General features: G+C 45.5%; 13 protein-coding genes. 7 read left to right on the top strand and 6 right to left on the bottom strand.

Going from position 1 to position 20,042, the window contains the following annotated elements; translation table 11 throughout:
• The first annotated feature begins 265 nt into the window (after positions 1-265).
• The 7 genes from EP13_RS01105 (at position 266) to EP13_RS01135 (ending at position 9,150) form a co-directional block, all read left to right on the top strand.
• Positions 266-1,282, top strand: coding sequence for an aldose epimerase family protein (locus EP13_RS01105; protein ID WP_044055581.1), 1,017 nt, complete (start codon positions 266-268; stop codon positions 1,280-1,282).
• Between the two features lie 193 nt (positions 1,283-1,475).
• A complete protein-coding gene (locus tag EP13_RS01110) occupies positions 1,476-2,531 on the top strand; it encodes a UDP-glucose--hexose-1-phosphate uridylyltransferase (protein ID WP_044055582.1) in 1,056 nt (351 codons plus the stop codon).
• On the top strand, positions 2,524-3,663 hold the full coding sequence (gene galK / locus EP13_RS01115; RefSeq protein ID WP_044055584.1) for a galactokinase: 1,140 nt from the start codon (positions 2,524-2,526) through the stop codon (positions 3,661-3,663). Before EP13_RS01110 ends, galK begins: the two co-directional genes overlap by 8 nt.
• Positions 3,664-3,929: 266 nt before the next feature.
• Complete coding sequence (locus EP13_RS01120; RefSeq protein ID WP_044055585.1) at positions 3,930-5,492, top strand: sodium/sugar symporter; 1,563 nt, start codon at positions 3,930-3,932, stop codon at positions 5,490-5,492.
• 207 nt (positions 5,493-5,699) lie between these two features.
• Complete coding sequence (locus EP13_RS01125; protein ID WP_044055586.1) at positions 5,700-6,269, top strand: single-stranded DNA-binding protein; 570 nt, start codon at positions 5,700-5,702, stop codon at positions 6,267-6,269.
• Positions 6,270-6,526: 257 nt separating this feature from the next.
• A complete protein-coding gene (locus tag EP13_RS01130; protein WP_081869544.1) occupies positions 6,527-7,795 on the top strand; it encodes an alpha/beta hydrolase family protein in 1,269 nt (422 codons plus the stop codon).
• Between the two features lie 272 nt (positions 7,796-8,067).
• Complete coding sequence (locus EP13_RS01135; RefSeq protein ID WP_044055587.1) at positions 8,068-9,150, top strand: tetratricopeptide repeat protein; 1,083 nt, start codon at positions 8,068-8,070, stop codon at positions 9,148-9,150.
• A gap of 66 nt (positions 9,151-9,216) precedes the next feature.
• Here the strand turns inward: EP13_RS01135 and EP13_RS01140 are convergent, their stop codons facing one another.
• The 6 genes from EP13_RS01140 to glpK form a co-directional block, all read right to left on the bottom strand.
• Positions 9,217-11,346 (bottom strand): alpha-galactosidase, encoded by a 2,130-nt coding sequence (locus EP13_RS01140; RefSeq protein ID WP_044055589.1) that lies wholly within the window; start codon positions 11,344-11,346, stop codon positions 9,217-9,219.
• Positions 11,347-11,488: 142 nt separating this feature from the next.
• A complete protein-coding gene (locus EP13_RS01145; protein ID WP_044055590.1) occupies positions 11,489-12,235 on the bottom strand; it encodes a SapC family protein in 747 nt (248 codons plus the stop codon).
• A gap of 9 nt (positions 12,236-12,244) precedes the next feature.
• The gene (locus tag EP13_RS01150; RefSeq protein WP_044055591.1) at positions 12,245-13,822 is read right to left on the bottom strand and encodes a tryptophan halogenase family protein; all 1,578 of its coding nucleotides are present in this window, start codon (positions 13,820-13,822) and stop codon (positions 12,245-12,247) included.
• A 34-nt stretch (positions 13,823-13,856) separates the two neighbouring features.
• Positions 13,857-15,311, bottom strand: a complete 1,455-nt coding sequence (locus EP13_RS01155) for an SLC5 family protein (protein ID WP_044055592.1) — start codon at positions 15,309-15,311, stop codon at positions 13,857-13,859.
• 66 nt (positions 15,312-15,377) lie between these two features.
• Positions 15,378-18,119 (bottom strand): TonB-dependent receptor, encoded by a 2,742-nt coding sequence (locus EP13_RS01160; protein WP_052364232.1) that lies wholly within the window; start codon positions 18,117-18,119, stop codon positions 15,378-15,380.
• A 305-nt stretch (positions 18,120-18,424) separates the two neighbouring features.
• Positions 18,425-19,909, bottom strand: coding sequence for a glycerol kinase GlpK (glpK, locus tag EP13_RS01165; protein WP_044055593.1), 1,485 nt, complete (start codon positions 19,907-19,909; stop codon positions 18,425-18,427).
• Positions 19,910-20,042 lie beyond the last annotated feature (133 nt).

Consider the following 20,042-nt stretch of genomic DNA (forward strand, 5'->3'; position numbering starts at 1 on the left):
AACAAATATGCAGTCTTTTAATTAGTTAAATAAGGGCAAATCGACACTAGTGCCTAAAATAAAGGCATAGAATTGCCGATGAAAATGGGTGTCTCTGTATTCGTTTTAGGGGTACAGCGTACAGGAATTTTACAAAAAATCATAAACATGTTGTTTTATTAGGTGATGTAAATTTTCAAGAAAACGTATACCCTCCTTAACATCTATTGAGCAGACACTGCTAATGCAGTGCCAATCATCAATTGTGAAAGGTTAATATATTGTTATGAAAGTTCAAAGCACTGAGTTTGGTGTTTACCAAGGAAAGGTGGTTAATGCCTTTACGCTGATTAACGACAATGGCATGAAAGTCACGCTACTTAGTTTAGGTGGGATTATTCATGATATTCAAGTGCCTGACCGAGCAGGGCAGCCACATGCTTGTGTTCAATCACTTCCCGATTTACACGCCTATATTGACGACCCTAGTTACAAGGGGGCTATTGTGGGTCGGTTTGCAAACCGCATAGGTAATGCAACTTTTACCCTTGATAACGCAGTGTACAAGTTGGATAAGAATGGCGGCGAACATAATCTGCATGGCGGCATTCCTGGCTTTCATAAAAAGGTATGGCAGTCGAAAGTCTGCAAATCTGACAGTGAGGTCTCTGTCCATTTTTCACTTAGTAGTGAAGACGGTGAAGGGGGATTCCCTGGAAACGTTGAGGTTACAGCGGTGTATACACTTGGCAATGACAACGCCTTAATGCTGGAGCTTCATGCCACCACCGATAAAGCTACCCCGCTAAGCTTAACCCAACATGCCTATTTTACTCTCAGTAAGCAGGCCACAGTGGGCACTACAGAAGTTCAAATACATAGCCAAAAAATAACCGATGTGGATAGCACTCTATTACCCACGGGGCGCTATGAGGATGTCGCCAATACCCCGTTTGATTTTAGTCAGCAAAAGGCCATTGCGACGCAAAGCAATAAGTCTCATCCACTTTATGAGCTGGTGGGTGGCTACGACCACAACTATGTGCTTTTACCCAGTGTAGAGGGGCAGCCTCAGGCGAAAGTGGCGAGCTCAGACACGGGGATTTGTATGTCGCTCTATACTGATTTGCCCGGTTTGCAGTTTTACACGGGAAGCTTGCAATCAACTTCTCAATTAGGCGCACTCTGTTTAGAGCCGCAGTATTTTCCTGACTCGCCGAATCGCCCAGAGTTTCCTGATTGTATTGCGACCCCCGAGGCTCCTTACAAGGCGTACATTCGCTACACATTCGAGCACATTTAACGAGAGACAAATAGGTAAGTGGCAATAAACGTAAACAAAACGTGTAATTTATTTAACAAATAGTTTTCTTTCTCGTTTGAAATTAAGCTAGGCTTCGTTTACTATTTAGGGTAAACGTTTAACCCGTAATTCAGACAGGTGGCCAGGCATCGCTTTTTGGCATGTCTGGCCTTCTAATATGGTGAGAGTATTTATGGCAACCCCGTTCGACCCCACAAACGATCCCCATCGTCGTTATAACCCGCTACTTGGCGAGTGGGTGTTGGTATCGCCACATCGCGCAAAACGTCCTTGGCAGGGGCAATCTGAAGAGCCTTCAAACGAGCAAAAACCAAGTTACGATCCTAACTGTTATTTATGTGCAGGTAATACCCGTATTAATGGTGAAATTAACCCTGACTATACGGGTACTTTCGTATTTGAGAACGACTTTGCAGCACTGAAAAAAGACACGGAAGACGCCAGTGAATCAGAGGGGCTTTTTCAATTCCAAACAGAGCAGGGGTGTAGCCGAGTTATTTGTTTTTCGCCGGATCACAGTAAAACATTGCCTGAACTGACCAACCACCAGCGTATGCAAGTTGTTGATTGCTGGAAGAAGCAAACCGCGGACTTAGGTCAACAATACCAATGGGTCCAGGTGTTTGAAAATAAAGGCGCTATGATGGGGTGTTCAAACCCTCACCCCCATGGGCAGGTATGGGCGCAGCAGCATTTGCCATCCGACCCAGCGAAAAAGTTAACCCAATTGGGCGAGTATTACAGCACGTACTCTCGTCCGTTATTGCTCGACTATGCTCGCCAGGAAGTAGAAAAACAAGAACGTGTGGTTTGTCAAAATAACCATTGGGTTGTGGTTGTACCTTATTGGGCGGCTTGGCCATTCGAAACCTTGTTGTTACCTCTGTTTGATGTGCAGTCGTTAGATAGCATTAGTGACCAACAAACCGAGTCGCTAGCAGAAATTATTGGCGAAATTACTACTCGCTACGACAATTTATTTGAAACTTCCTTCCCGTATTCAATGGGATGGCACAGTGCGCCTTTTGACAATCAGGCACACCCTGAGTGGACGCTTCATGCGCATTTCTTTCCGCCACTTCTTCGCTCCGCAAGTGTTAGAAAGTTTATGGTGGGTTACGAAATGATGGCTGAAGCACAACGGGATTTAACCCCTGAGCAGGCAGCCGACCGTTTAAAGGCATTGCCCGTTCAGCACTATAAGAAACGTGAGAATAACAATGGATAAGCAATTGCTGTCTGCAGAATTTGAACAACATTTTGCCCACGCACCAGCCCTCGTTGCCCATGCTCCTGGGCGCGTAAACCTCATTGGCGAGCATACAGATTATAATCAGGGTTTCGTCTTTCCCGCCGCCATCAATTTCGGCACCTGGGTGGCAGCGTCAGCCCGCGATGACAACAAAATTGTGGTGACAGCGAGGGACTATAGCAATGCAACTAACGCCTTTGCCATCGACAATATTGAATATGATGAAGAGCAGGGATGGGCAAACTATGTACGTGGTGTCGTTAAGGTTCTACACGAAGACGTTGCCGGGCTTAAAGGGGCAAACCTCTTTGTGACTGGTAACGTGCCACAAGGGGCAGGCCTAAGTTCTTCAGCTTCCTTTGAGGTTGCTATTATTAAAGCCTTGAGTGCGTTGTATGAATTACCCGTAGATGGCGTGAAAGCCGCCCTCCTGGGGCAAAAAGCGGAAAATACCTTCGTTGGTTGTTCGTGCGGTATCATGGATCAGCTGATTTCAGCGATGGGTAAAGAAGGTAATGCGATGTTGTTGGATTGCCAGTCGCTAAACATTGCTCATTCGCCTTTACCCGCATCTCACCAAATTGTCATCATTAATTCCAATGTGAAACGTGGTTTGGTGGACAGTGAATATAATTTGCGACGAGAACAATGCGAACAAGGCGCGTCTTTATTAGGTGTATCTTCATTGCGTGAAGCATCTATCGACATGCTTGAAAAAGCGAAGCCTCATATGCCTGACGTGGTGTATCGCAGAGCCAAGCACATCATTACCGAGAATGCGCGCACCCTAAGTGCCAGTACCGCTTTGAAAAATGGCGATATCGTCACTGTTAGTGAGGCAATGGCAGCGTCTCATGCGTCAATGCGAGATGACTTTGAAATTACCGTTCCGCCCATTGACTACCTCGTTAAAATTATTCATTCACTTATCGGCAACACTGGTGGTGTACGAATGACGGGGGGCGGTTTTGGCGGTTGTGTTGTCGCGCTAGTACCCACAGACCGCGTCAACGATGTTAAGCAATGTGTCGCAGATAACTATTTTAATGAAACCGGATATCATGCCGACATTTACGTGTGTACTGCTACGCAAGGAGCCTTTGCGTAATTTAACATTTTCTTTTTTCTTTTCCCTAATAGCACCGTTATTTTTATAGCGGAGTGTCCCTTACGCCGCATTGCATACGTATGCGGCGTTTTTTTTATCTAAAAATCACCTCCCTCGGTGAAAAAAGTTAAATAAATGTGATATTAATAGCGAACTTTCCTCTTTTATGAGGCAGTCGTGTAGCGGCAACACATAACAACGATAGAGCGTGCAATTTTAATTGGGCGCTATTACTCGTCGCATCTAATTTTACTGTGGGAAGAGATATGAAGTTAGCATCAATAGATATTACGGTTTTCGTGATATATGTGGTTGCACTTGTGGGGATTGCGTGGTGGGTGTCACGTGAAAAACAAGGGCATAACAAAGACACCAATGATTACTTTTTAGCAGGTTCTAGTTTGCCTTGGTGGGCCATTGGAGCATCATTAATTGCCGCCAATATTTCTGCCGAACAAATTATTGGCATGTCGGGTTCTGGGTATCAAATAGGGCTGGCTATCGCTTCTTATGAATGGATGGCAGCCATAACACTTATTATTGTAGGGAAATACTTTCTCCCCATTTTCCTAAAACACAAAATTTACACCATGCCGCAATTTCTAGAGCAGCGATATGATCACCGCGTGCGCAAGGTTATGGCTATTTTTTGGTTAGGTGTGTATGTCTTCGTAAATTTAACGGCTGTGCTTTGGTTAGGAGCATTGGCTATTAATACCATTGCCGGTGTAGATATGATTTACGGCATGATGTTCTTAGGCGTATTTTCACTGGCCTATTCACTGTATGGTGGTTTAAAAGCTGTCGCCATGACTGACATCATTCAAGTGGTGTTATTGGTGGCGGGTGGCTTATTTCTGTCCTATACGGCGCTCAACCTTATTAGCGATGGCAAGGGTGCTATACAAGGCTTTATTCATTTAACGGAAGCCTTACCAGAAAAATTCGATATGATCCTTGCCAAAGACAATCCTCATTATATGGATTTACCTGGTTTGTCAGTACTTATCGGCGGCATGTGGATCATGAATTTATCGTACTGGGGCTTTAACCAATACATTATTCAGCGCACATTAGCCGCAAAAAGTGTGCAAGAGGCACAAAAAGGTATTGTGTTTGCAGCATTCTTAAAGCTACTAATGCCGCTTATTGTGGTGCTACCGGGCATTGCCGCTGTCCTTATCGTGCCGGATTTAGGCAAAGCTGATCAAGCCTACCCAAGCCTTATGACGCTAATGCCTGTAGGGCTGAAAGGCGTTATTTTTGCCGCGTTAGTCGCCGCCATTGTTTCGTCATTAGCCTCAATGACAAACAGTGTATCCACCATTTTTACTATGGACTTATATAAAGATAAGCGGCCTGACGAATCACAACAGCATTATGTCACGGTAGGGCGTATCGTGAGCTTCGTTGCACTTGCTATTGCGATGGTTGTGGCTAAGCCATTGCTTGGAAATTTTGATCAAGCTTTTCAATATATACAAGAGTTTACGGGCTTCTTTACACCCGGAATCTGTGCACTATTCGTGTTGGGTATGTTTTGGAAGAAAACCACAGCGAATGGCGGGTTATCAGCAGCATTGGGCTCGTTCATTTTAAGTTTGGTCTTTTGGCAGTTTTGGCCTGCGCTACCCTTTATCGATCGCGTCGGTATCGTCTTTCTTCTTTGTACAGCACTGGCGATTGTGGTGTCTCTAGTGGAGAAAAAAGGCGAGAGTGTTAGTGCAGTGCAACTGCATGATGTTGAATTTAAAACGACCTCAAGTTTTAACGTTGCGTCTGCAGCTGTAATTATCCTAACAGCCGCATTTTATATTGCTTGGTGGTAAGCAAAAACTAGGCTGAAGGTCAGCTGATACTTACGTTAAATGTTGTTAGCTTTATGGGTAAAGTTAAGGTACGCGAAAAACTCTCTTTTTCGCGTACAAAATACGATATACTAATCGGCTATTATCGATGAACTTTAGTGCTTGTTGCTGTCATAGCTTTTAGAAGCTGACGGCTGCAAGCCAACAATTACGTTACAGGAGACATCAATGGCAACGAAAGGCGTTAATAAGGTTATTCTTGTCGGAAACCTTGGCAATGATCCTGAAGTAAGATACATGCCAAACGGAAACGCCGTTGCGAACTTAAGCCTTGCCACCAGTGAAAGCTGGAAGGACCAACAGGGTCAGGTTCAAGAACGCACTGAGTGGCACCGTCTTACCATGTACCGTCGCTTAGCAGAAATTGCCGGAGAGTACCTGAAAAAGGGCTCGCAAATTTACGTTGAAGGTAAACTTCAAACCCGTAAATGGCAAGATCAACAAGGGCAAGATCGCTATACTACAGAAATTATTGTCGACCAAATGCAAATGCTTGGCGGCCGTGGTGGAGAAGCTGGTGGCGGCAGCGGTGGTTATCAGCGTCAGCAGAGCAATCAAGGTGGTGGTTACAACCAAAACCAAGGTGGTGGATATAATCAGCCTGCTCCACAAGGCGCTCCGCAAGGTGGTCAACAAGGCGGATATAATCAAGCGCCACAAGGTGGCGGTCAGTCGCAGCCTAAAACACCGCCAATGGCAGAGCCAGACTTTGATTTTGACGATGACATTCCGTTCTAAATCAAGTCAGCACAAGCCATATTGATGAAAGCCGCTTTTATGCGGCTTTTTTATTGTCTTTTTATAGCTAAGTCTGTTATCAAGAAGAGTGATGAATACGTTTTCCCTCTAAATGTTAAATTTAACGCGCTTTCTGTTCGTTTAATTACTTAAGCTTATTTATTAAAATTCATTTAAATAATGGGCTTGTGCTTGTATGTTGTGGGATGCAGGGTAATATAAAAGCATCTAATAATTCACAAAGTATTAGCATTAAAATGAAAACGTTATCCCTACTACTTGTTGCCACCACAATAGTCAGTGGCGCCACCTTTGCTGCCCAAACTCTATATAAAGATTATCCCGCAGATGTTATGCCTGAACTGAGTGAATCCGGTGAATTCCCAGTTGGCGTTACCACAATGGAAGTGACCTACCCTGAGGCCGCGATGACCATGGAAGGTAAAATGGAAACCCGGGGACTTACGTTAGAAGTCTGGTATCCCGCGCAGAAAGCTACCGAGAACACGTTGTATTCTGATGAAACACGCAGTGGCCAAGTATTTGAAATTCAGGCTGATGCTTCTCGTGATGTTGCAATAGCGGAGTCTGAGAGTAAGTTCCCTATTGTGGTTGTGTCTCATGGTTACACAGGATACCGCACATTAATGTACTACTTAGGTGAGCACCTTGCTTCCCATGGGTATGTTGTGGCGGCCATCGACCACACTGACTCTACTAATAAAGATGTTAATTTTGCAGAAAACCCTTATTCAGGTTTTCCTAGCACCTTACTCAACCGTTCAAGAGACCAAGTGTTTACCTTAAATGCTGTTACCGATAGTGAATTCTTCAACGCTAGCGTGGATGCGACTAAAGCCGGCGTTATCGGCTATTCAATGGGGGGCTTTGGCGCTGTAAGTACCGTTGGGGGGTGCTATGCTTTTAACGACGAGGCGGCGGCTACTTTTACGGGTACTAAAGATCCAGCGGTTATCGCGTTAGTCAAACAAGCGTTAAATACCTGCGCGGGTGGAAAGGCTAGCAGTGACGATACATTAAGTGCCTGGAAGGCCGCATTAGCCCTTGCACCGTGGGGCGGTCAGCACCAAATATTTGACGTGGATTCCCTTAATAATATAAACGTACCTGTTTTATACGTAGCAGGGGACAACGATGATATTTCAGGCTACGACGGAATTCGTTGGTTGTTCGAAAATACGGGAAGCAAAGACAGCAAGCTACTCACCATTAAAAACGCACGTCATAATGTGGCTCCCCATCCGGCACCTAAGGAAGCATTTGGCAACGAATTTGATATTGGTTCTTACCTCGAGCCCGCTTGGGATACACAAAAGCTAAATGCTATTAACGAGCACTTTGCGTTGGCATTGATGAATTGTCATGTGAAGGATATGGCTGAGTTTTGTGATTACCTCAATGTAAAGGGCAGTAGCGACCAAGTACTTGTTGAAGGGAAAAAGCCTACTCCTTGGAAAGGCTTCGACGACCGTTGGGCACTTGGGCTCGTCGTTGAAGGTAAATAGAACACATGTGCTAATGGCGACATAAAGCAAACCATAGGAAGGGCGTTAAGCGCCCTTTTTCATTTTTATTCATCGACCTTCCTTCCTATTTCCTCATTCCTTTGTCGCGTGTTCCGACGTGTTTGCGCAACGCTAGCATTTTGTTACAGAAAGCATTTTAATTTATAGACGGGCTAACGTAGATTAGAAAAAGCGCGAATGTGCAACCTATGAAGATGTCTCACGCCATGGTGTGAACAGTTGCTCGACTATACTTAATCAAAGGATGTGATATGAACCTAAAGAAATTAGCGATACCGCTTTTGTGTGTCACTACATTGTCTGCTTCATCTATGACTGTGGTTGCTTCGACCGCCGAGACTAACCAGCAAAGCCAGCAAACGGTAGATTTCGAATGGCTTTTTCAGCAAGGTGCTTTCGAAAAAATTATTGAGGCACTTAGCGAAATAAAAAATAAAACACCCGAACAACACAACATGCTTGTTTCTGCACTTATGAACACGGATTTAGATGATGCAGAAGAGGCATCAGAGCGCTTTATAAGGGCCTATTCTAATGACTATAGGGCGTATCATACCCATGCGAGCGTCATGGGGGCGCAAGCTTCAAGCAGTATTTTTTCTGCTTTAGGTTATGCAAAAAAAGCCAAGCAGAGCCTAGAACAAGCGGTTGAAATAGCCCCCGATGAAATTGCTGTTTATCAAGCACTAATGCAATTTCATCTTATGGCGCCTTCTATCGCCGGTGGCGACATTGATGAGGCAAAAAAACTCGCGCAACATATTGCAACACTGGACGACATTGAAGGGCAATTTGCTTTAGCAAAAGTGTACTTAGAAGATGACCAAGAAGGTGAAGCGAAAACACTCTACGCCCCTTTATTGGAAAGGGACGATACGCAAATACGCGCCCGTTTTGAACTTGGGAATTACTACTTAACTGACGAGCAGTTTCAGGCGTCCTATGACATTCTGCTCCCCCTTTCTGCTATGCAGGTGCCTGTCGTTGATAAAGCGGATAACGAGCAGTGGGATAAGTACGAAGAAAGCATGAGCCGGCTGCTGTATGGCAAATACCGACTAGGCCAGGTTGCGGTTAAAAGTGGTCAATATACGCAAGAGGGTATTCAGGCCCTTAAACGTTATCTGCAAGAGTATGACGATACCATCATCGACACCCAAAGCCTTCCCACACCGAGTTGGGCTAAGTTACGTTTAGCTGAATTACTGCTTAACGCCAACGCGCTAAGTGAGGCCGAAGACCTCATAAAGCAAATTGGCGAAGATGACGACAAGAACTTTTCGAAAATTCTTAAACAACTCAAAAAAGAGTTAAAAAAACGAGCGGCGGTGTAATACCGCACAGCTCGCTTACTCGCATTTTCTCTATGTAGCGCTTAGAAAGCCATAGCGTTTAGAAAACTACAGGGCTTTAACAGTATAAATCAGGGCTGTCTGTGGGAAGAGTACCGGCAGCTGCATACCGTATTGCATCAATACTTCGCCAGAGAATACGTGCCCTTCGGTTTGTTGCAAAATAGACGGTGTGTATTCTTTTAGCTTCTCAGGCCATACACGCTCAATGGTGTATTGCTTATTAGCATCGAGACCTGCGAAGTAGAAACGGTTCGGCGTAGTGCGTACGGTTTCTGTAACACTATTATAAGCAAAAATGCCTTCCTGTTTGTCTTTAGACACATAACCAAATTTCACATTCATGCCGTCATCGTCCATGCGGAATAGGTCGCCGCCGTGGGTAATATGACGATATTTCTTATAAAGCGAAATGGCATCGGTTAACACTTTTTGTTCGTGCTCTGTTAGTTCACGTGGGTCCATTTCTATACCCATATGCCCAAACAACGCTACTGCTGAACGAATTTCAATAGGTAGGTTTCGCCCGGTAATGTGACAGTCACGTGGGCCCACATGCGCGCCCATCACTTCAGATGGGAAGAAATAAGAACAACCCCGCTGAATGTAAAGGCGATCGAGTGCGTCGTTTGAATCTGACGTCCAGAATCGGTCTGTGTGAGGTAATATCCCTAGATCTACGCGACCACCACCAGAGCAGCAACTTTCAATTTCAACACCAGAATGCGCGGCTTTTACACGGTCAATCAGGCCATACAGCGCAGCCATTTGACCATGCATTGCGGGTTTCCCTTGTAGGTTGCCCGGGTGGTTTACGTCGCGGTTCATGTCCCATTTGATGTAGCTGATTTTTGGGTACGCTTTTAGTACGTCGGTAATAACCTTATACAGGTATTCCACGACCTCAGGGTTGGTTAAATCTAAAACGTATTGATTTCGGAAGGGAACATGGGGGTTGTTCTCAGTTTGTAGCGCCCATTCAGGATGCGCGCGATACAAGTCGCTATCAGGGTTAACCATTTCTGGCTCAAACCAAATGCCGAATTCCATGCCAAGGCCAGTAACATGGTCGATTAGCCCATCTAAGCCTTGAGGATAAATGGTTTCGTCAACAAACCAATCACCTAAGCCTGCTTTGTCGTGTCGACGGCCTTTGAACCAACCATCGTCCAACACAAAGCGCTCAATGCCTAGCGGCGCTACTTTATTAGCAAGTGCCTTTAATGTGTCTTCGTCATGGTCAAAGTAGATGCCTTCCCATGTATTGTAGTGCACAGGACGGGGTTTAGACTCTGCGCTATGGCTCAGAACTTTGCTGCGAATAAAGTTGTGGAATTGCTGAGATAGAGACGAGAAGCCTTGGTCCCCGTAGCCTACATATAATACCGGAGAGGTATAACTGTCACCCGATTGCAATACCACTTCACCTGGAAACAGGAGTTCACCAAACTGCACGTAGCTTCTTCCATCAGCCATCAACTCTGCGCGCAATTTGTGGTTGGCTGACGCGCCTAGGTGAAAACCAAAACATTCACCTTGAAGTTCACCTGTATGTTGTGGGAATGCAATTAAACCGGGAAAGGTGTCGTGGGAGGTTTTACCTCGACGGTTTTCTCGTACATAGCTTCCGAAGAATAAGTCATGATCTTTGGTTTGGAATTCAGCAGACCAACGACCTTCGAAAGTTTTAATTTTACTAACCGTAGTGGGAAGTGGAAGGCTTGCAGCATTCAGGTAGTTGAGGTTTAGCGCGCTGCTGCCAGTGTTTTCAACACGAGATACATATTTAACCACACTGGTATCTGTATCGAGTTCCGCCGTTGTAATAAGGCGCATACCGCGGTGCGCATCTTCAGCAGTGAAGGACACCGATTGACCGTCTTGGTTTATGTTCACCAAAATAAAGCCTGCTGACCATTGATCTGCATCGCCAGATATTTCTAGCCCGGGCTGACCGGTCCACCCTTCACCATGGGTAGGAACCAGCGTGACGGGCGGCTCGATAACGGGGGCGCATTTTGCTTCTTGGCGAGTATTTAAAACGCTAAGCATTTCTGGCGTGGTGGCCTCACTTAGGGTCGCCCCATAATAAATCACCTTTGGCATTCTGCCTGTGCAATCGAAGGTAAGTGAAACCCGTGAATTCTTTAAACTAACAAACTGGGGTAATGAAGACATATGCTCCTCGCGTTAATTGCGCCGCCTATAAGTGTGGCGGTCATGTATAACATAGATAATACGGTTAATTAAGATTTGCGCTAGTTCGCTTACATGCTTTGGGTTAAACGTTTACATTTTTGAGATTAGTCACTGCTTAAATTTAATCTTTCGCTAGTTTTAAACTCACTTTCACTGCGCTGTTCTCGTGGTGTTGGCTCAGTTGTACTAGGCGATTGTATTGCCTTAACGACAGCATCATTGCGTGAATGGCAATCAGCACGCCTTGTTCGTGTAATTCCACGACGGTATCTTTTTCCAATTCGGCTAGACGGGTTTCATCTATGGTAAGCAGGTCATTTGAGACGACTTCTTGCCCATCTTGTAAGGTGAGTGTGGTTGAAAGGGGCGTGAGTAAATTCAGATTTGCGATTATCTCTATAAACGCCTTCGCCTGTTGTTGGCCAGATACTAAGTTTGACAGAATACTTTGATAGTGTTTCAGCAAGCTGGTTGGCTGACCATCGGAAGAAAATAGGCGGGTGGAAGGCGTCGCTTGCTGGCTCACTCTCTCATCGGCGTCATTGATGAGTACCCTTAATGATTGGTTGTCTAGGGCGTAATTAAAAGGATGCGATTGAATACTTAAAGGAATCGCATGGCCTAGCCACTGCGCTTTCCCACAAAATAAATTATCAAAAGGCGCCATGCCCACCACAGCAGCTAAAGTGTACTCTGGCTTTGTGTGATTCACGATGACAATAGGCATGCAGCCGCTTAAACTGGCTATTTCGTTAAAGCCTATAGTAACCAAGTTAAATGCACGGGCATGAGAAAAACCAGGATCCTGGGTAATGCCCGTATCTTTATGCTGTTGCGTATCTAGAGTGACGTAAGAAGGTCGTGTCATAACTGCTCACTAAGATTGGAAAAAGCTTTCAACTAACCCTCGATGGGAAGGAAGACGCTCTTTTAGTTGGCCAATGAGTGTTTGGTTTAATTGCCCTTGTTTCGTGGCAAAGTTGTGGTGCTTTAGCGAGCGTTCTGTGGTGCTCATATCCCAATTGAAATCGGTTTTAGGCCCCATACCATACAATATGTAGCGGTAACTCTGTGCACTAAACGCTTCGTTTGCTTGAGGAAAATCACTGTCGAGTATAGGCCGATAGCGCCATTCTTCAAGCAAGTCTGCCAATCGTTCGGGAATACTTCCTCGCTGTTTATTGTCTTGCCAAAATGCTTCGGGCCGGTTGCTCAAAACGTAATGGAGTTTTAAAAATTCGATGGTGCGTTCCCACAAATAAGTCAACCGGCTATTAAAACGCTGGCTGACCTTCGACATTATTGTCGTATTGGCCGGTAGCTGCTCGGCCAGTAGCATTGCACTTTGCTCAATTAGCATTAGTGACGAGGCTTCAAGGGGTTCTAAAAATCCGCTAGAGAGGCCAATGGCTACACAGTTGTTGTGCCAAAACGTTTCTCGATAGCCTGTTTTGAATTGAATTTCCCTAAATGCATCCGGGGTAGCCATAGAAGGGGCTACTTGAGACAAATAGCGAGAGAGCGTGTCCGCTGCGCGATCTACATCTTGGTGCTCTCGAGAAAATACATAACCTGTGCCCCGCCGGTGTTGTAAGCCAATATCCCAAATCCAGCCTGCTTCTTGCGCCGTTGAAAGAGTATGACACGGGATAGGGGCGGTCTCGTTTTCAAAAGGGGCCTGACACACTAAAGCGCTGTTGGCAAATAGGTGATGGCTGGCGTCTTTTAGTTTAACGCCTAATGCTTTGTTAATGAGCAGCCCAGAAAAACCAGAGCAATCAACAAATAGGTCACCCTCTATCTTTCCCGATTGCTGGGTCTGTAAACTTACAATTCCCGCTTCAGGTGAATCTGCTTGGGTATTAACCTGTGTCACTTTATCAACAAGGTGGGTCACACCCAGTCGATTTACACAATGGCGTCGCAGTAACGAAATAAACTGCCCAGCATCTAGATGATACCCATAGTTGGCAGTAAAACTTTGTTTACCATGTGCCGTTAACTTAGGCGCAAGCCCTGCGTCACACAATGCGGGCTGGAAACATACATCTTGCGCATAGTGGCTGTGTGTTTGTGCTGTGGTTAACCAGTACGGGGTGATATCTAACGTAGCAGAACCTTGCGGTGCGCTAAAAGGGTGATAATAACTGTTGTCTTGATTGCGCCCGTTATCGCTATACCAATTCACAAACTTACTGGCTTGCTTAAACGTGGCGCTGGCTTGGGTAACGAGTTCAGCCTCTGAAATACCTATGGTCGCCAGCGTGCGGCGCATAGTAGGCCAAGTGCCTTCCCCCACCCCAATAGGCGGAACAGCATCAGATTCAATAACGGTAACGGATAAGCGTTGCCCGTTATTGTCCGCACCACTGTGAGTAGCGGCAAGCAGACCGGCAGTTAACCAACCCGCTGTGCCACCACCCACAATGACAATGCGATTAACCTCACTCATCATGTATTAGCCTATATCAAAACCTGTGAATGGCCGCTTATTGGGCGGCGGAGTCTTCATCAATAAGTCGACCTCGCCATTGCGCACTTTGTTTGAAGACGACCTTGTTCAATATAAGTGCAAGCGCTATACAGCAAACAAGGGTGACTAGCATTAAATGAATATAGTGCAGGCCAAATGGTGCGTGTACAAAGCTAAAGTAAGCGTAAAGGAGCACACCGAAAATCACCGAGGCAATCCCCGCATTTGCATTCACGTTGTTAAACAGCAGCCCAACGATAAAGATAGACAATATAGGCATGCTTAATAAACCGAATAACTGTTGCAGTAGGTTAATGATGCTCTCTGCTTGCGCATAAACTGGCACCATAAGTAACGACACCACAGTAAGAAGAGCGGTAACGATGCCGCTCAATCTGGCAACGTTAGGCTTTTTGTCAACGTATGCTTCATGAATATCACACACATAAAGGGCCGTCGCTGAGTTTAAGTTACTGTTATAGGTTGTTAGTACAGCGGCGGCTAAGGCCGCGGCGAACACGCCAGATAACCAGTCTGGCAGTACATCGCCCACTAGCGTACCGTAAGCCGCATCGTTGATATCACCATACAGCTTAAAAGAGATAATTCCCGGCACCACAATAATGGTAGGGACGATGATAAAACGGATAATGGCTGCGGCGTAAACCCCTTTTTGAGCCTCTTTTAAGTTAGGTGCTGCCATAGCACGCTGTGTAATAACTTGGTTAGTACTCCAGTAAAAGGTTTGGATGAAAATCATACCGGTTAACAGCGTGTGCCATGGAAGGGGAGAGTCGTTATCGCCAATTAACGTAAGACGCTCAGCGGGTATGCCGGAAAAGTCAAAATCAATGGCAAACAGTGCAAGTACCACAACAACAATGGCCATGGTCAGCAATAAAATGCCGGAATAGGTATCTGACACGGCTACCGCACGTAAGCCACCGAATATGGCGTAAAAAGCGCCAATAAGGGCAAATGCGGTGGCGACGTACATAAGAGGGATATCAACATTGAACATGTTGATCATGAACAGCGAACCTGAGTAGATAACCGCTGGCATAAAAATAAAGCTGCTCCCTAGGAAGAAAAGCAAGCCAATTAAGGCGCGGATGTGCTTATTGTTATAGCGCATCTCTAGTAATTCTGTGGTGGTAGTACACTGATAATGGTAATACACGGGTAAAAACACCCGAGCCAAGATGATAAGACCTGCCACCGCGGCAAATTCCCACCATGCGAGTAATGCCATCTGATTACCATTCATGCCCACGAGTTGGTCGGTACTTAAGTTCGTTAATGTAATAGAGCCAGCAACAAATATCCAAGTAAGCCCACCGCCCGCGAGAAAATATTCTTTGTTTTCGCTCGCTTTACTGTGGCCATGGCCACGACATTTCAGGTAGGTAAGCAAGCCGATGAGTGCGGTAATGAAAATAAAAACTAAAAGTTGGGTTAAGCTGCCAGACACGTAAAACTCCTCAGCAGTAAAAGACAAAAAGGGGGCAAGAGAGCCCCCTTTACTTTCTTCGTTTAATTAGAAGCTAGCACGTACACCTACAGCGTAACGTGAGCCATCAGCAACTTGCTGAACAAAATGTTCAGATAGACGGCCGCGACGGGTAAGCTCTTCATCAGTGATGTTAATACCTTCAAAGAACACGGTGAAGGTTTCATTTACATCGTAGCTTACACTCATGTCTACTTGGGTGTAAGTTTCCGTGAAGCGAGGTTCTGTGCCACCTAGTGAACTTACCGCTTCTTGCATAAAGGTTTCACGGTTGTTAAGCGCTACACGGGCTTGGAAAGCATCTTTTTCGTAGAACACCGTAATGTTCTGCGAGTTACCTAAGCCAGGTAGGCTAAACTCTGAATCAGAATCCACAATGGTGGCGTTGGCTTGAATACCAAAACCGTTTTCAAGTGTATGTAACCAAGCTAGCTCTAAACCATCAACTTCAAGGGTTTCACCATTACGTGGGCGAAGTACGCTAAATACATATTCACCGCTGTCGAGGAACAATGACTCATCAGCCGTATCCGACGAGATGAAATCTTCTACTTCCTTGTTGAACGCCGCGGCAGAGAAGTAGCTAGTGTCATCGTAGTACCATTCTAGTGATACATCCCAGCTCGTTGCTTTATAAGGTTCAAGTTCAGTATTACCGGCTTGTGCCTGCAAGTTGCCTGGACGGGAAACCGTCACGTTAAACACAGGTACTAAGTCGTCCATCATTGGACGAGTCAGTGTTTGAGAGTATGCATAACGCAAGTACACATCGTCAGTCAGTTGTAGTTTAACGTTTACATTAGGCAGTAACGACGAATAGCTATTCGTTTCGTTAACCGGCTCACCTGCGTCAGTTTCATATACCACGTTCAAATCAGACGGATCGTTTGGAATTGGCTCAAGATCTTTCACCACTTGGCTGGTTCCGTCCACTGAGGTATCGGTTTGGCTGTAACGGAAGCCAAAGTTGATATCTAGCGGCATTTCAGACACTTCGGTAGAGAAGTAGAACTGCGCATACGCGCTAAGAATTTCTTCACCTACCACATAGGAATCGTTGCTTGGCTGAGGATCAGCAATGTTAGTTGCATCTACAGCGTCGCGGACGGTATCAAAGTCTAGCCCTGTTGCATCAGCAATTTGTTGTACTGCTTCATCAGAGGTAGCGTAATCAAAAAAGGCTTCTGGGTCGTAGGTTAACCACTGATTTGGTACGCCACTGAAATAGTTTTCAGCAGTAAATACAGACAGTAACTCATCGGGGAAATCAAAGGTGTAACCACAGTAAATGTCACAACCAGAGGCGAAACGGCGTGTATTTGTTTTCTCACGATCTTGGTAATAAAGGCCAAAGTCAGCTTTATAGAAAGCGTTGTCTGAATCAGGCACCCACGTGAAATCTGCGCGGTACTCTGAAATGGTATCTTCAGTGTCAAACCCATTTCTTTCGTTGTAGTGCATGCGACCTAACGATGGGTCTTGAAGGGCTGAGTCGCCGCCAGCAACCGTTAAGGTAGGTGTGGTACCTGAATAATCAACACTGTACTCGTTGTTATAACCGATAACCGTGAAGAAGTTGTCACCACCACTATTGTCTTCTGCTGTCGAGGTTGATACATCAATGGTGGCCGTTAAGTTATCATTAACTAGCCACTCGAAATTGGCACCAAACGCTTGAATTTCAACGTCACGGCCGTAACGACGACGGATAAAGTCAGTGGCGCCACCCACGCCGTCAACCACGGTACTTGTCACGCCAGTTAAGCTACCGTTGTCATTGAAAGTCATATCATCAAGGTTACTATCAGAGAACCAGTGCCCCACACTATGAGCATCCGAATCCACTTCAAACTTTGAATAGAGACCGTCTAGGGTTAGGGTCATGTCGTCATTCGGCGCATATTGAACAACCAAGTTACCCGACGTTCTTTCACGGTCCACAAGGTCAACAATTTGGTCGAAGTTTTGCGGAACATACACACCATTGTACTGGGCATTGTCCGCGTAATCTGGGTTATCTAACTGAGAACGATCAGTAATGCTCACTTCAGGACGCCAGTAACGAGTTTCTAGCATGTTCGTTTGTAGCTTACGTTGCTGGAACGACGCAGCGGCTAGCACACCTAACTTGCCGTCTAAGAAGGTATTCGTTACCAACCCTGATAGTTGCGGGGTGGTTTCTTCAGAAATATCTTCGTACATACCTTTAACGCTAGCTACAGCTTTAAAGCCGTCAAAGGCAAATGGGCGAGCGGTAGTCACTTCAACCGTAGAGCCGATACCGCCTTCTTGCATAGAAGCCAATGGGCTTTTATATACTTTCGCGCCGCTAATTAATTCTGCGGGTAATGTGTCGAAGCTAAATGCGCGACCTTGGTTTTCAGTCGCAATTTGGCGACCGTTAACGAGTACCGTGTTAAAATCGGGGCCGAATCCACGGACAGTGATATATTGACCCTCACCACCTGAACGGTCAATGGCAACACCTGTAATACGTTGAAGTGACTCTGCAACGTTTTGATCAGGGAACTTACCTAAGTCTTCAGCAGTAATACCATCATAAACCACATCGGATGCTTTTTTATCTAGCATCGAAGCTTTAAGTGAGCTGGTAAAACCTTTTACTTCGATGACTTCAACTTGGTCATCGGCAGTATTTGCTTCTTGAGCAAATGCCATAGGTGCGTGTAGAGCAGAGGCGATAGCCACTCCTAAAAGTGAGCGTCTCGCGATGGGGCCTAACTGTGATGTGTTAATTTTATGTGTCACTGTGTTTTCTCCGTGAGTAGGCTACGTTTTAACGTACTTTGCGTCAAAATTACGTTCTAAGTATGTGCGGATCAAGCCTTATTAACATTACTTTTACACATTTATTGCAGAATTTTTTAATTTATTATTCGTATCTATATGAAAATTAAGCAATTTACGTTTTAAGGTAAAAGGTGAAACGTTTACCTTAATTTTGATACTAACATAAAATTACATTGTAATGACAATGTTATAAAAAATATTTTCTTATAAAAAAAGCGTAGTCGATAACTACGCTTTATTAACAAATGTGCTTAATTTAGCGGTTAACTGCAACGAATCCGCGCTACAGCGGCTTTCCAACCGTCGTAGGCAACATCTCTTTGCGCTTTGGAGAGGCGAGGGGTGAAAACGCTATCACTACGCCAACATTGGGTAAGATCGTCCACCGAATTAAAGATACCGGCTTGCAGGCCAGCTAAGAAGGCGGCACCTAACGCGGTGGTTTCGGTAATCTCCGGGCGTTCGACTTCGGCCCCTAGAATGTCAGATAAAAAGCCCATCACCCAATCGTTACGTGACATACCACCATCTACCCGAATTGTGGTGGGCCTTGCGCCATCGCTTTCCATGGCTTTTTGGAGATCTTTTGTTTGATAACAAACAGACTGAAGGCCAGCGGCAACAATTTCACTGATGCCTGTGTCTCGGGTTAACCCTAAAATGGCACCACGGGCGTCAGGGTCCCAATAAGGGGCACCAAGGCCTGTGAACGCAGGCACTAAAAACACCCCATTATCTTGCCTGGCACGTTGAGCCAGTGCTTCTGATTCTGCGGCATCGTCAATCAGTTTGAGTCCATCTCTTAGCCATTGCACTGTGGCACCGGCCATAAAGATGCTGCCCTCTAGAGCGTAGGTGGTTTTCCCATTGAGTCGATAGCCGACGGTGGTAAGCAAGCGATTTTTCGACTGCAGTGGTTTATCACCGGTGTTTAAGATCATAAAGCAACCTGTGCCGTAGGTGCTTTTTGCCATGCCTTTTTCAAAACATGCCTGCCCGACTAAAGCCGATTGCTGATCGCCAGCCACGCCCTGTATTGGTATCGCTTTACCGAGTAAGGTTTCATCTACCGTACCGAAATCGGCGGCACAGTCCATAACGTCCGGCAACATAGCTTTGGGAATATTAAAAGCCGCAAGCAGTTTGTCGTCCCAGCATTGCTGGTTTATATCAAACAACATGGTGCGAGAGGCATTAGTGGCATCGGTTTTATGAGCTTGACCATTGGTAAGACGCCATATCAAGAAGGTGTCAACGGTGCCGAATAAAAGCTCGCCGTTGTCGGCTTGTGCTCTCGCGCCTTCTACATTATCCAGTATCCAGGCTATTTTGGTGGCAGAAAAATAAGGGTCAAGTAACAAGCCTGTCGACTCAGTAATATGCTCGACCAAGCTTTCATCTTCGCTAAGTTGTCGGCATTGCTCTGCTGTTCGTCTGTCTTGCCATACAATGGCGGGGTAAATGGGCTTGCCGGTGGACTTATTCCAAACTAACGTGGTTTCTCTTTGATTCGTTATCCCTATAGAAGCAATATCTGCCGGTGACAAGGCACATTTGTCGAATACGGTGTTTAATGTGGTTTTCACGCTTTCCCATATTTCTTCAGGATCATGTTCTACCCATCCATCTTTCGGGTATTTTTGCGAAAACTCTTGTTGCGCAATAGCAACAATAGCGCCCTTAGGCGAAAAAATAATACTGCGTGAGCTGGTTGTGCCTTGGTCAATGGCAAGAATATGTTGTCCCATGAGGTCACTCCAAGAGAAAATTTTCATAGAGTTTGCATCATTTACACCCGTTTAACAATGCTATGTTTTCGAAAACGAACATTTACATGTTCGATTTTACATGGGAACTTCATAAATAACGCCGTATACTACG

Source organism: Alteromonas australica (genome assembly GCF_000730385.1).
GTDB lineage: Bacteria > Pseudomonadota > Gammaproteobacteria > Enterobacterales > Alteromonadaceae > Alteromonas > Alteromonas australica.

What these genes read in the sequence shown, in the direction of transcription:
- EP13_RS01145 (WP_044055590.1), bottom strand. Translation starts at nt 12,235, where the DNA reads ATGACACGACCTTCTTACGTCACTCTAGATACGCAACAGCATAAAGAT.
- EP13_RS01125 (WP_044055586.1), top strand. Translation starts at nt 5,700, where the DNA reads ATGGCAACGAAAGGCGTTAATAAGGTTATTCTTGTCGGAAACCTTGGC.
- EP13_RS01130 (WP_081869544.1), top strand. Translation starts at nt 6,527, where the DNA reads ATGAAAACGTTATCCCTACTACTTGTTGCCACCACAATAGTCAGTGGC.
- EP13_RS01110 (WP_044055582.1), top strand. Translation starts at nt 1,476, where the DNA reads ATGGCAACCCCGTTCGACCCCACAAACGATCCCCATCGTCGTTATAAC.
- EP13_RS01150 (WP_044055591.1), bottom strand. Translation starts at nt 13,822, where the DNA reads ATGATGAGTGAGGTTAATCGCATTGTCATTGTGGGTGGTGGCACAGCG.
- EP13_RS01105 (WP_044055581.1), top strand. Translation starts at nt 266, where the DNA reads ATGAAAGTTCAAAGCACTGAGTTTGGTGTTTACCAAGGAAAGGTGGTT.
- glpK (WP_044055593.1), bottom strand. Translation starts at nt 19,909, where the DNA reads ATGGGACAACATATTCTTGCCATTGACCAAGGCACAACCAGCTCACGC.
- EP13_RS01140 (WP_044055589.1), bottom strand. Translation starts at nt 11,346, where the DNA reads ATGTCTTCATTACCCCAGTTTGTTAGTTTAAAGAATTCACGGGTTTCA.
- EP13_RS01135 (WP_044055587.1), top strand. Translation starts at nt 8,068, where the DNA reads ATGAACCTAAAGAAATTAGCGATACCGCTTTTGTGTGTCACTACATTG.
- EP13_RS01120 (WP_044055585.1), top strand. Translation starts at nt 3,930, where the DNA reads ATGAAGTTAGCATCAATAGATATTACGGTTTTCGTGATATATGTGGTT.
- galK (WP_044055584.1), top strand. Translation starts at nt 2,524, where the DNA reads ATGGATAAGCAATTGCTGTCTGCAGAATTTGAACAACATTTTGCCCAC.